We start from the raw sequence: 12,191 nt of genomic DNA, 5'->3' as shown, positions 1-12,191 counted from the left end.
CCATTCTTCCGTGTTCCCGTCCGGCTCCTCTATGATGCGGATATCGCCCTGCTGCTCCGCCTGCTCCCGCAGCTTGGCAAGCTTTTCGGCAGGACCCACTACCAAAAGTGACTGCATCCCGATTTTCCCCCCACCCATGCAGCATTCGACCTTATTTTATCGCATTTTCCGCATTGAACAAGCTCCGTCCATCCGATATGATGGTTCTTAACTGCAAGTCAAAGGATGTGTGCGTATATGGGTCAAAAAATCGTTGCCCTTTTCATCATGGTGATTCCGGCTGCCATCGCCGGTTTAGGGATAAAGTTGATGCGGGATGCCTTCTATGAGTTTTTCAATCCCGCCATGTCCGATTTCGCCTGGATCAAGCTGTTGGGCGGATTCGTGCTGTTCGTTTTGCCTGTGATCTTCATCGGCGGGTTCATCCTTCACCATGACCGGAAGCGCAACCGCGTGCAACCGCGCTTCATGAAACCGGAGCCGGACGACGAAGAATAGCGCTCCATTATGTTTGCTTGTCTGACCGCCCGGCCACCGTGCCGAGGCGGTCTAATTTTTGCAGCCAGCCAATCGACGCGATAATATGCGAAAACGATACCCGCTCCGCCAGCAGATGCAGCCCGATCAACAAAACCAGCAGGGCTGTTTTGACAACGGAATCGACCAAGGTCACGGTGTAAAATCCGAGAATGAAGCCGAGGTAATTGGCTCCGGTGTCGCCAAGCAGCACTTTTCCCCGCGCATCCGCGATATAAAACAGCAAGGTAGCCGTCACAATCGGGATCAGCCAAGGCCAGATCATGCCCGCGATCACTTCTCCGCTTGCCACGAAAAGAACGATCATAAACAGCCAAAACACCTTGATCGCCCGCCCCGGCCGCAAATCAAACAGGTTGATCAAATTCGCGAAAAGCGCAAGAACAAGCGTGTTGACCAGCACGTCCCAGCCCTGCGGCGAAAGGGCGATCGACAGCAGCAGGGAGGTTCCAAGCACGCCCCACGCTTTGAGGAAGCCGCTTGTCATCCGCTGTTCCCGCCAAAGCGTCATAAAATGGCCGCGCATGCCCTTTACCGTCGTTTCCTGTGAGCGATCGTCTTGCCAGCCCCAAAAGGTCATGGCCACAGACCCGCATAAAAAGAGGCTGAATTCGCGGTCGATCCCCCAAGGCGACGTGAGCAGATAGAGGATCAGCATGCTGATGGTCACTGACATGGCTAGCAGGACCCCGCCCCCTGTCGGCAGCCGTTCACCCCGGTAATTGCGGCAAACCATGTCGGTCTTGCACAGCCATGCAAGCGTGTACCGATAAAAGACAAGATGAAAAAACAGCGGCAGCGCAAACGCCAGCATCAAAAAGAGCAGAGCCTCTATCTCAGCCATGTCGACACCACTTTGCCTTCCTGCCATTTGCGTCCCAGCGCTCGTCCTACTGCAAGAAATTCCCGCCCGCGGTGCCAATAGCCGTGCCAATCGTTGCCGGTTTGCCGATGCGTAAAAGGTACCGGTACCTCGCGCACGCGAAAGCCTGCACGCAGCGCGTCGATCGTCAGCCCGACCTCGATGCCGAATCCGTCATCCAAACGCCTCACTGCTTGCAGAACTTCCTTGCGCACGGCCCGCTGGCCGGAAAGCGGTGCTTGCGGGACAAAGCCCGTTAATGTCCGGATGCCATAGCGTGCGAGTCCTTTGGCAAGGCCGAGGCCGATTTTTTGCGGCGGCCTTGGCAGAACAGCGATCGCCATATCGCATTTGCCGCCCATGACTGGCGCGAGCAACTGAACGGCTTGTTTCGCGCTCTCCTCCAAATCGGCATCGAGCAAAAGGAGCACGTCCCCTTTTGCGTGTTCCCAGCCTGTCTGCAGCGCAAAGCCTTTTCCTCTGTTAGCGGGCAAAGAGATCACCCGATCGGCATGAAGCGCAGCCAGCATCGCCGTCTTGTCGCGGCTGCCATCGTCGACCACAATGCATTCCGCATCGGATGCCCATGTCCGAATGGCAGCGAGCGTGGAAGCGATATGCTGCTCCTCGTTATAGGCCGGAATCACGATGCTCACTTTGTTCACGCTGCGCTCGCCACTCCTTTACCATGGTATAAAGCGTCTCGAACAAACGGGGCTGACGCACGGGGGTTGAAACGACCACGTCCGCTTGCGCAAGCTGGCTCAGCCCTTTCGCATCAATTAGCTTGGAACCGAGCCTGGCTCTCGTCAGCAAGGTGCTCCCCATGCCTTTTCGTCCTTTTTCCAGAAAATCCATCATGCTGCTATGCGTCCCCACCGATACGATCAAGGAAGCTTGTTGGTCGTCTGCCAAAAGCAATGCCGCATCTTCGCTCGTACCAGGTGCGGGCAGCCGGACAAACGGCAGGCCGAGGGCTTCCACGCGCTCGCCTCCGGGGGCGCGGCCGTCGAGATACGCATGCACAACCAGCTCCGCGCCGCAGCATAGCGCCTGATCGGACAAGCTGTCCATATCCCCGATGATGAGGTCTGGCATGATCCCAAGGTCTAGCAGCGCGTCAGCCGCACCATCCACGGCGATGATCACCGGTTGCTTCCGGTCGATATAGCCGCGAATAAGCTGCACATCTTCCTTGTAGTATTTGCCGCGCGATACGACGACCACATGCCGATCTGCCATGCGGGTTCGCAGCGACACTTTTGGCAGCGGTTCAAGAATGAGCGCTTTTTCTTTCACCGCGTACTCGAACGTGTTGTCCAGGAAGCTTGACAGCACCGCTTTCGATTGTGTGGCGGCCTCTTCCATTTGGTTTTTGATCTGCTCATGTGTGACAGGGATGAGCAGCGAACATGGTATCCATTCCTTTGCGGGGCGAACGTACAGCCGCGTTCCGGCGATCGCCGCCTCGCACCCTTCGTATAAGACTTCTTCCCCTTCTGACCGCTCGAACAACGGCTCTACGGTTTGGTAGAGCAAAACGCCTGCTTCCAGAAGCCGTTTGGCCCCCGTGGCCGGATACAAACCTGTCAAAAACGCGGAAGAATTGATGACCGCACTCACTTTTGCTTCAATCAGCGCTTCAGCCGCCAGCTCGTCCACGTCAGAATGGTCGATGATCGCAATCTGACCCGGCTTTGCCCTGCGGCTGGCCTGTTTGGTTCTGCGATCCATCACAAGCTGTGATCGGAGCAGAACGGAGGATGTCCCCATTCGACGCACCAAGCCTCCCACCTCCTGCTTTTAGTATGGGAAATCTTGGTGCTGATCATGCGCTCGGGCAAAAGAAAAAAGAGACTATGCCAGGCACAATCTCTTTTTTGAATGACGAGTCAATTTTCCGCTATTCATTTGTTTACAACGTGAGGATCAGGACGTCGGCGAGCAAGAAAATACAGAGGGCGACGATCCCAAATCCTACGGCGAATCCGTTCTTCATACGCGCAGAGCGCACAACTCCGGCCGCAATGAAAATGGTAAGAATAAACATAAGGAAATCAAACAAATTCATGAAAGCGACATCTCCTTTGAGCGAAAATGGATCAAGTTCGGGTAGCCTGTCTATACGAACGAGGAAGAGAATACCATATTCATTATATAGTTTACCCATCCATGAAACAAGACATATGGTTATTTGTGACAGATGATTTCACAATTTCTTCTCTAGTTTTCTCACAAAATCTGGAGATTATGCGAAAAAAGGAGCTTGCCAGTATACGGCAAACTCCTTCAACCGTTATTTGTGCTGCCGCAACGTGAGCAGCCCGACTTCCGGCCGGCACAGAAAGCGGATCGGCAAAATGGTCGTGCCGATCCCGCGCGTCGTATAGACGAGCTGCGTTCCACCTGAGCGCCGCTGCAAGCCATCGGGATATTTTTTCCCGTACGGCGGCAAGAGCAGCGCTCCTGCAAACGGAAGCCGCACTTGCCCGCCATGGCTATGCCCGGACAGCTGCAAATCGATCAGCCCATCGGGAATATCGTCTGCGAAATCCGGCTCGTGCGCAAGCAAAAGCTTGCATATCGCAGGATCGATTCCCGTGAGCGCAGCTGCAAGATCCGGTTGTCCGTGAAGAATGTCATCGACTCCTGCGACACACAGGGTCTGCCCGTCACGCACAAGCAGCTTGCTTTGATTCATCAGCACATGAAAGTCCGCTTGTTGCAAACATTCGGTGATTTTTGCTTCTGCGGAGCGGTAATCGTGATTGCCGAGCACGGCATACTTGCCGAGCGGCGCCTGCAATCCTGCCAGCACAGGCAATGCCGATTCCAGCGGGTCTGTGCTCAAATCGACCAAATCACCGGTGAAGCAAACCAGATCGGGCTGCCAGTTTTTCACCTGGTCGAACACGTGCGACAGATCACCGATTTCCAAATGATAGCCCAAATGCAGATCGCTCAAATGTGCAATGCGAAGCCCGTCAAAAGCTGCAGGCAGACGCGGGAGGCTAATCTCCACCTCACGGAACGCAAAACGAAACCGTTCGATAAAAACCGAATAGCCTCCTGTCGTCGCAGCCAGTCCGGTAACAAAAAGAAGCCAGCGCAGCCCTTTGCCCAAAAAACGGCGTCGGCTCAGCTGGCTTGATCGGGAAGCCGGCAACATTTTGCTCATCCCCTTTGATCCATACCGCCAATACTACTCGTGTTCGTAACCGTCTACGACCAAATCGAGCTTGCCGGTATTCGGATCGATAATCAGTCCGTGCACACTAATGCCAGGAGGCAGCAGCGGATGGTTTTTGACCATCTCGACGGAACCGCGCACCGCTTCCTGCACGCAGTCGAAGCCTTGCAGCCATTTGTCCAAATGGATGCCGGAATGTTTCAGGACCGCGAACGTCTCCTGCGAAATGCCTCTCTCTTCCATTTTAGCGAGCATCTTGTCGGATTGAATGCTGCTCATGCCGCAGTCATAATGGCCGATTACCAAAACTTCTGTGGCGCCTAATTCATAGATGGCCACCAAAATACTCCGCATGACACTTCCGAACGGATGGGAAATGACGGCGCCGGCGCTTTTGATCAGCTTGAAGTCGCCGTTATGCAGATCCATTGCTTTCGGAAGCAATTCCACCAGCCGCGTATCCATGCACGAAATGACCACGAGTTGCTTCCCCGGATACTTGGTGGTTTTATATTTTTCATAATCTTGGTTCTCGACGAATTTTTTGTTGAACGCCAAAATCTCCGTTACTTTTTGCATGAACTGTCACCCTTTCTGGTTTTTCTCTTTTGAATCTCTCATCGCCGAAGGATGTCCTTACGCAAAAAGTATACAACAGATTCTGTCATTCTTCACCTTTCAATATGCAAAAAAGCTGCCGTTCATGAAATTCGGCAGCTTGATCCACGTTTTTTATTCATCATGATTCATACAGCAACGAATCGTATCAATCATGTTCTTGTATTGCTCCCCGCAAATTCTGCATGTGTATTCATCTTGCATGTGTTTATCATTGCGGAACACAACGACTTTTTCTGCCGTCTGTACCACATCGAGATCGCCGCCCGCTTTTTGCTCGATGCGATAGGCCGCGTCGCCGTAAACAAACACCATTCCATTCATCTCGTCGCGTGTCAGTGTGCCGCCATTTTTTGCAATCCATTTTTCAACCAGTGCAAATCCGGTTCCCATCGTAATCCCTCCACATGTCAGCTTTCTTTTTCTGATTTTTCTTACTCATATTGTACTGTAACAGATTTTATAAATCAATATCTGTTATATGATTATTTATTGCATTTTTTCGTCATCGCTATTCACCGGTTGGCAATTCGCAAAAAAAGGCTGTCCCACGCTACATTCGCAGCGTTGGAACAGCCTTGGGAGGTTATTCTGTTTTATTGTGTTGCAGAAAACCTACCGCTGTTACCATCACAGTTCAGCCGTCAATCGAATCATATCACGACAGTGGATGCCATTTTCCCAGATCGGCTCCGGATAATGACGGGTAAAGAAATCATGATCGATGGCGCTGATCCGAAACCCGCATTTTTGGTAAAGCGCAAGCTGTCCGATGCTGGAATTGCCAGTCCCTACTTCCATGCGGGCGAACCCTTTTTGCTTTGCCGTATCCAACGCGTGCAAAATCAGCTTCTTGCCGATGCCGCTGCCCTGGCATTGTTCGGCTACCGCAACGTTCATCAGTTCAATGGTATGCTCCCCGGTTTGCATGAGAATCGATACGCCGACGATCTCTTTATCGAGGAGTGCGACATAACATTCTCCCCGGTCGAGATAGGAATGCACTTGCGTCTCCGACGGGTCGGCCAGAAGCAGCAACGGCATCGGTGGACTTTCCGACGGCTGCAGCAGCCGAATGTGGAACGTCTTCATCATTGCACGCCCCTCTCATTTTTGTTCATGTAATGAAGTCGATAGTAACTTTCCGTGTCGTTGCCGGATGAAATTGCCCCTTTTGGATCGACGGAGTCTTGATCTGGCTCCACAAGCTCTCGCGACGCGAGAAACTGCGAATCATCGCGTTCGAGCATAAAGCGGTCTGTATCCCAATACATGCCGCCAATGCCCAGCGGATTTTCCAAATACTCGACAACTTTGCCTTTTTGGACAAAAACAAGGAGCGAATGGTCGTCGAGGTACTGGATATGGTTTACGACATCGTTGTACCAGTGGTAGCCAAGCTTCCGGTAAATATACGATGGCGGTGAATAAGGGCCAAACAGATATACGCGATCCCAGGAAAAATCCGTGATCGCGGCGAGATTGACCACGGTTGCTTGCGGATTTTTTCCGCTTTGTGGCATCGCGCGAAGCAGCTTTTGTTGCAACAGGGAACGTTTTGCTTGACGCTCTTTCGTTTCGAGTGACCAGTCATGGCTCCATTTGACATAGAGCATGAGCGCAAGCGTGGCAAAAATGATCAAGATCACTGCGCGTATGGCAAAAAAGAAGACCCTGTTCATGCCATCGTATGCTCCCGCTGTCGCAGGAGCCCGTTTGCCCTGTCCTTTTCCTCAAACAATTCCGTGACATCGTTTGGCTTCATCGTTTGTTCCCTTCTTATTCCGTTGGATTGCACCCGGAGCCTTCCATGTCGAAGAACCCGGCACTACTGCCCACTTGATTATCGTAAAAAATTTTCTTCCAAGCGCAAGCTTCCAGCTTCCGCCAAAAGACGCGCCTGAACGCCGAACGGCAGTGAGAGGTTGGTTTTTCCGTGTCCCACCTGCACATTCCAGATTGTCGGTTTGCCCAACGGAGCGATCATATTGTCGATCACGTCGCGCACGGTGAACCCGTCGGCATAGCGCGTGGACGTACAGCGGGTGAACGTCCCGAGAATAAAGCCTGCCGCTTCCGCAAGCTTGCCTGCGAGCGCCAACTGTGTCAGCATGCGATCGATTTTGTACGGCTCTTCATTGACATCTTCCAAAAACAGCAGCTTTCCTTTTGTTTCAATCTCGTAAGGCGTACCCATCAACGCGCTGACCAGCGCCAAATTGCCGCCGACAATCGGACCGCTCGCTTCCCCCGGCACGATACACTCGATGGCTTCTTCCTCCGGGTTGCGAATTTCACCAAGCGGTTCTGTCGTTGTGATCGTGTGAAACAGGCTCGCATTCGACCAGGCGCTAAGCCCGCTGACATACGAGGTGGAAATCGTCGGGGCATGCAGTGTCGCAAGTCCTGCCTTTTTGCCCAGCGCGAGATGCAGAGCGGTTATATCGCTATAGCCTAAAAACAGTTTCGGATTGGCTGCAATCGCATCGTAATCGAGCAGCGGTAACAGTTGCGATGCCCCGTATCCACCGCGCATCGCGAACACCGCATCCACTTCGGGATCGGTAAACATCCGCATGAGTTCGCGAGCGCGCAGCTCCGCCGGCCCGGCGAGATAGCCGCCATAGCGCTCGTAGCACGTCTCGCTCACAATGACGCGGTAGCCCAATTCTTGCAGCTCTGCGACACCGCGCTCCAGATTTTCCGTCCCTTGCATCGGCGTGGACGTGGCCACGATCCCGATCGTATCTCCGGTTTTCAACGCTTTGCCTTTTTTCAACATGGTTCCTGATCCCGCCCTTCGTTTTGCTCCTTACAGTCATTCGCCCTTTTGTCCTGATGTTCCTTGGCGGCAGCCAAATTTCATTCCTGCTCGATCGCATGGTCCCTTTGACACGATTTCATTTGCGCATTATCATGAACATCAGAAGATAAATTGTAACAATTCCGATTTGTGTAAAGTGAGGGACATGGCTGATGAACGTAGAGGTTTACATACTGACGGGATACTTGGGCAGCGGAAAGACAACGCTCCTGCAAAAATGGCTGCCCCATCTCAAAGCGCAGGAAAAGAACGACACCGTCGTGATCATGAATGAAATGGGCGATACGGATGTCGACGGCGAACAATTGCAAGGCCTGGATTTTCCGGTAAAAAAGCTGATGAACGGTTGCATCTGCTGTTCGATCCGGGGCGAGCTGACCGATGGCATGAAAGAAATCCTCACTGTCTTGCAGCCGAAAAGAATCATCATCGAGACGACAGGCGTCGCTGACCCGATCGATGTCGTTGACGCCCTGACCCATCCCGACTTGTACGGCGCGATTGAAATCAAAGGGATCATCAGCATTGTCGACGCCTCCCGCTATTTGCAGCTCATCTCTCGCTTTCAGGCGTCCGGGACGTTGATCAAAACGTTGCGCAGTCAAGTCCGCTATGCCGATCTGCTGCTTGTCAACAAAGTGGATCTCATCTCCGCGGACGTCTTGGAAAAGGTAAAGCAAAAATTGCGGGACGAAAATGCTGCTGCCCCGCTCTACACCACCATCCAAAGCGAGACTGATTTGGACGCGCTGCTCACAATCCAGCAGACCGCCAAATTGGCAAGGGAAAACCGTACTCCCTCCGGTCCCCCGGTGCAAAAAACGCTCGGCCGGATGCTGAAACAGTCGCTTGGTCTCGGGTCGCAGCCAACCTCGCTTTATTCCAGCATCGACTCGTTTTCCTATCGGTTTACAGGACCTGTCATTGAAAAACGGTTCGTCGCCTTTTTGCTCAGCCTCCCCAATCGCGTCTATCGGGCAAAAGGGTACGTCTATTTGGCGGATAAAGGTCATGCCGTCTCTTTTCAACACACGGAAAACCAGGTGATGCTGCATCCGCTCGATGGCATCGATCCCGAGAAAGTCGCTGTCTTTATCGGCGAAGGCATGGAGCAGACAAAAATCATCGAAGAGTTGAAAAAATGTTACGCATGAATGATGGGTGCATCGTTTCTGCTTGCAACAACGGACGAGCCACGTCATAACCAGTGTCATCATCGACAAAAACGTGATGATCGTATGCATGGCATCGGACACCGGTGTACCGTTGCCCTCCAGCAGGATTTTCCCTTCGGTCTAAAAACGGATTCATGGCCCCGCTGGATCGCCGCGCACCCTTTAGGCAAGATCAACTGACGGCGCCGTTGCCTTCTGTTTTCCGCGAAACGGGAGATACAGCATATAAAACAGCAAGAAGGCCACCCCTTCCAACGAAAGAAGGTACCAGGGATATGGGCCCAAATAGTCGATCAATGACGGGTTTTCCGGTTTTCGAGCAGCAAACAAGTAGTTGCCGCCTGTTTCGAGATTGACAAGGAAGGCCACAAGCAAAAGCGCATTCAACCAGAGGATCGCTTTTCCCATCGAGCGTGGCGTCGGTCGATAGCCTTCGACCCAAACCATGTGCAAACACGCCAGGATGATCGCGCCATGGGCAAGGAAAAAGTGAAAAAAGCGGAAGTGGGGAAACGGGTAAAACAGCTCAGGCGTCAGCATCGCCTGACCCGCTCCTCCAATCCCCCAAAAATAGGTCACTTCAAACAGGCGGTAGCTCCTCGACACCAGCATCACGCTTGAAAGGAGCAATGAGACACTGCAGAGCTGCAGCGGCAAAGCCTCGGATAATGTCCACGTCCCTACGCCCAGATGCCACAGCTGATAGGCGATTTCCGTCGCAAGCAAAAGCGTGACCAAGCCATAGCGACACACACGGTTCGCTCGACCCGAGCGCAAATCGTTGCGGAAGAGGTACAACAGCGCGATCGCTAGAAGCAGCAGAAGAAGCACACAGATGTGCGACAACGAAAACAGGCGGAAAGGCTGCCCCTCGATGATCGCCTGTAAAAACGGCGTATTCAATTCATGATTCCCTCCTTAGCTGAGGACAGGTGCTGCCAGAAAGGTATCTGTATTCCGACGGATGATTTCGCAGATGTGTTCATTTTGCCATAGTCGCTTTCACTCGCTGCATGATGCTTGAAATAACAAAACTGTCAGAAGATTGCTTGCCGTCTCTGTCACGGTACATCAAATAACCAACGGAATCGCTGTAAAGCTCACGAATCGACTCGTCATCCAATCCTCTCGCATCAAAAATGACAAATTGCTCCGCTGTCGCCTCCTCTTCCATCCCTGGGAGGTTTCGCTCTGCCATGTATTGATGCAGGACGCGCGACTCGCTGAGATTTTTAAGGGGAGCACTCAGATCAGGCAGCGTCAGCCTTCGTTCGGTCATGCTTTTTGATTCGCTCAACTGGAGCCGTACATGCAATTTTTGCAAATCCGCGCGGTTTATCTGCTTCCCTTGTACAAATCGATACTCCTCTTCTGAGATCGGCCCGACTGTCGCTTGGATATGGACGCCTGGTATTTGCGGCAAACTCTCGGCATCGATCATGATGCAGCCAAGCAAAAACAGATACAGATACAAAAGCCTTCGCCACATATCATGCCTTCCTTTCTGTTAGCTTAAGCATCCTCTGGAACAGGATCGCCTCATTCGGACCGCGAGCACATCACTTTACTCACGCTGCACAGCCGCACCAGATCGATCCACCATGTATCCCAATCGCACACCAGCTTGACGCGCATTCGGTCGGCATCGATCTCACGAATGACGCCCCAGCCTGACTCGATCGTACCGGCATCCGTCATCCATGTAACTGCAATCGGGTAATCAAACTGCGTGGAATCGTAAATGCGGAACATCATTTCATCGTACTCAAAGTCGTCTACTGCCGGCTCGTTATTCAACTGCAACAATCCGCCCAAGGAACAACCACGTCCATTTGCCGTTTTTTTGATGAATCCGCACCTCATGGCGCATCGGATCGAAAGCGCCGACAACACCGTGGACAGCGAGCACGGCGCCATGGTCATCGGCACTCGGTTTTACGTAGCGCACAGTCAACGGAATCTGGTATCGCTTGCTGTCCGCCAACTTTTCGTTGATTTTGGCAATTTGATCGTAGTCGCGTCTGCCCTGCCCCTCTCGCGTAAAGACCGGCGTATTCGTATGAAAAAAATCGCTTGGCAGCGGCTGCATGGCCGCCTGTTCGTGAGTAGCCTCGGTATCGTTCATCCTCGCGCACCTCCAAATCAACAAGAACGTATGTTCCTATTATAGTAGGGTGCGTTTCCTTTGCGCAATAGGCAACTTTACCGGTCTTGTTCATCGCGTGCTTTTACAGCTGTTGCAATCCTACTCGCATCCTCACGCTGCCGGATTCATCAGCTCTTCGCGCAGTTCCGTCAAAACTTCACCGAGCCAATTGGTTCCCTTCCATTGACTGCGATCACTCGCCCGTGGATCGTCTTCTGCGAGGCCGATCCCCCAAATCGAATCGGTTGGACTTGCCTCCACGATTGTCGTCCCCGCAGTTTTTAAGAGCGCTTCATCGTTTATCGCCTTCTTTCTTCATCCATGTCTAGTCAAGTCGATACAGCGTGACACTGTAATCGCTAAAAACTTCCTCAATCATCGCTTCCACAACATCCCATTCCCCGTTTGCCAAACCGCAGCCAATATTGTAAGGAAGGGCAACAGTCAACTGAGATCGTGCTGCTTGCTCTTTTAATGAGGTGAGCGCACGATGCAGCGCTTCATAATCTGTGTACCGCTGTCCTCCTTTGCCATAGTTGTACTGACCGAATAAGTTCGCCACTGTCATGGCTGCCTTTATGTGGACAAGTTGGCATATGCCCAGCAATTGCATTTTTTCAGTCGATGCCTCGCATATTTCCCTATACTGTTGATATACTTCCGGATATCGCACCCGGATCGCTTTTGCGATTCCGCTGCCCATTACCCCCTGGCAATTCACTTGATGCCCAATGATATTCTCGCTCGCTTTGAGTAAATCGCCTTTTTTTATGAACACGGTCATGCTGTTCTCCTCCCTCCACACGTCTGGCACCTAAAGAATACCCAATTATACCATT

17 protein-coding genes and 1 pseudogene are annotated in these 12,191 nt (G+C 52.4%); 2 read left to right on the top strand and 16 right to left on the bottom strand.

Annotated features, from left to right (window positions below; genetic code table 11):
• Positions 1-237: 237 nt before the first annotated feature.
• The gene (locus ACTID9_RS12950; RefSeq protein ID WP_122920795.1) at positions 238-498 is read left to right on the top strand and encodes a DUF2627 domain-containing protein; all 261 of its coding nucleotides are present in this window, start codon (positions 238-240) and stop codon (positions 496-498) included.
• A gap of 7 nt (positions 499-505) precedes the next feature.
• Here ACTID9_RS12950 and ACTID9_RS12945 read toward each other — a convergent pair whose 3' ends face one another.
• From ACTID9_RS12945 to ACTID9_RS12900, 10 genes are all read right to left on the bottom strand, one after another.
• Positions 506-1,381 carry a UDP-N-acetylmuramyl pentapeptide phosphotransferase gene (locus tag ACTID9_RS12945; RefSeq protein WP_441071742.1) on the bottom strand — a complete coding sequence of 292 codons (876 nt, stop codon included), beginning with the start codon at positions 1,379-1,381 and terminating at the stop codon, positions 506-508.
• Positions 1,369-2,064: a glycosyltransferase family 2 protein gene (locus ACTID9_RS12940; RefSeq protein WP_441071740.1), complete on the bottom strand. Its 696-nt coding sequence runs from the start codon at positions 2,062-2,064 to the stop codon at positions 1,369-1,371. The genes ACTID9_RS12945 and ACTID9_RS12940 overlap by 13 nt, the downstream gene beginning before the upstream one ends.
• Complete coding sequence (gene steA, locus ACTID9_RS12935; protein ID WP_441072575.1) at positions 2,030-3,181, bottom strand: putative cytokinetic ring protein SteA; 1,152 nt, start codon at positions 3,179-3,181, stop codon at positions 2,030-2,032. The genes ACTID9_RS12940 and steA overlap by 35 nt, the downstream gene beginning before the upstream one ends.
• A gap of 133 nt (positions 3,182-3,314) precedes the next feature.
• Positions 3,315-3,470, bottom strand: a complete 156-nt coding sequence (locus ACTID9_RS12930) for a DUF2759 family protein (protein ID WP_441071737.1) — start codon at positions 3,468-3,470, stop codon at positions 3,315-3,317.
• 225 nt (positions 3,471-3,695) lie between these two features.
• Entirely contained in the window at positions 3,696-4,577 is an 882-nt protein-coding gene (locus tag ACTID9_RS12925) for a metallophosphoesterase (protein ID WP_441071736.1), read from the bottom strand.
• 24 nt (positions 4,578-4,601) lie between these two features.
• Positions 4,602-5,168: a beta-class carbonic anhydrase gene (locus ACTID9_RS12920; RefSeq protein WP_441071734.1), complete on the bottom strand. Its 567-nt coding sequence runs from the start codon at positions 5,166-5,168 to the stop codon at positions 4,602-4,604.
• Between the two features lie 153 nt (positions 5,169-5,321).
• Positions 5,322-5,600 (bottom strand): hypothetical protein, encoded by a 279-nt coding sequence (locus tag ACTID9_RS12915; protein ID WP_441071732.1) that lies wholly within the window; start codon positions 5,598-5,600, stop codon positions 5,322-5,324.
• A 237-nt stretch (positions 5,601-5,837) separates the two neighbouring features.
• The gene (locus ACTID9_RS12910; RefSeq protein ID WP_441071730.1) at positions 5,838-6,302 is read right to left on the bottom strand and encodes a GNAT family N-acetyltransferase; all 465 of its coding nucleotides are present in this window, start codon (positions 6,300-6,302) and stop codon (positions 5,838-5,840) included.
• Positions 6,299-6,889: a hypothetical protein gene (locus ACTID9_RS12905; RefSeq protein WP_441071728.1), complete on the bottom strand. Its 591-nt coding sequence runs from the start codon at positions 6,887-6,889 to the stop codon at positions 6,299-6,301. Before ACTID9_RS12905 ends, ACTID9_RS12910 begins: the two co-directional genes overlap by 4 nt.
• A gap of 161 nt (positions 6,890-7,050) precedes the next feature.
• Entirely contained in the window at positions 7,051-7,989 is a 939-nt protein-coding gene (locus ACTID9_RS12900) for a S66 peptidase family protein (RefSeq protein WP_441071725.1), read from the bottom strand.
• Positions 7,990-8,183: 194 nt separating this feature from the next.
• On the opposite strand from ACTID9_RS12900, the gene ACTID9_RS12895 reads away from it, so the two are divergent.
• Positions 8,184-9,185 (top strand): CobW family GTP-binding protein, encoded by a 1,002-nt coding sequence (locus ACTID9_RS12895; RefSeq protein ID WP_441071723.1) that lies wholly within the window; start codon positions 8,184-8,186, stop codon positions 9,183-9,185.
• Positions 9,186-9,368: 183 nt separating this feature from the next.
• On the opposite strand, the gene ACTID9_RS12890 is transcribed toward ACTID9_RS12895, so the two are convergent.
• The 6 genes and pseudogenes from ACTID9_RS12890 to ACTID9_RS12865 all read right to left on the bottom strand — a co-directional run bounded on the left by ACTID9_RS12890 (position 9,369) and on the right by ACTID9_RS12865 (position 12,136).
• Positions 9,369-10,109, bottom strand: coding sequence for a YwaF family protein (locus ACTID9_RS12890; protein ID WP_441071721.1), 741 nt, complete (start codon positions 10,107-10,109; stop codon positions 9,369-9,371).
• Between the two features lie 79 nt (positions 10,110-10,188).
• Positions 10,189-10,695, bottom strand: a complete 507-nt coding sequence (locus ACTID9_RS12885) for a hypothetical protein (RefSeq protein ID WP_441071719.1) — start codon at positions 10,693-10,695, stop codon at positions 10,189-10,191.
• Positions 10,696-10,745: 50 nt separating this feature from the next.
• The gene (locus ACTID9_RS12880; RefSeq protein WP_441071718.1) at positions 10,746-11,021 is read right to left on the bottom strand and encodes a hypothetical protein; all 276 of its coding nucleotides are present in this window, start codon (positions 11,019-11,021) and stop codon (positions 10,746-10,748) included.
• Positions 10,996-11,331, bottom strand: a complete 336-nt coding sequence (locus ACTID9_RS12875; RefSeq protein ID WP_441071716.1) for a hypothetical protein — start codon at positions 11,329-11,331, stop codon at positions 10,996-10,998. The genes ACTID9_RS12880 and ACTID9_RS12875 overlap by 26 nt, the downstream gene beginning before the upstream one ends.
• A 132-nt stretch (positions 11,332-11,463) precedes the next feature.
• A pseudogene (locus ACTID9_RS12870) lies at positions 11,464-11,640 on the bottom strand (NADAR domain-containing protein); the annotation flags it as partial.
• Between the two features lie 37 nt (positions 11,641-11,677).
• Positions 11,678-12,136: a macro domain-containing protein gene (locus ACTID9_RS12865; protein ID WP_441071714.1), complete on the bottom strand. Its 459-nt coding sequence runs from the start codon at positions 12,134-12,136 to the stop codon at positions 11,678-11,680.
• Between the last annotated feature and the right edge of the window lie 55 nt (positions 12,137-12,191).

Source organism: Brevibacillus fluminis (assembly GCF_052072235.1).
GTDB lineage: Bacteria > Bacillota > Bacilli > Brevibacillales > Brevibacillaceae > Brevibacillus_D > Brevibacillus_D fluminis_A.
Note: the sequence above shows the minus strand (reverse complement) of the source record. Positions and strands in the feature narration are given on the sequence as shown.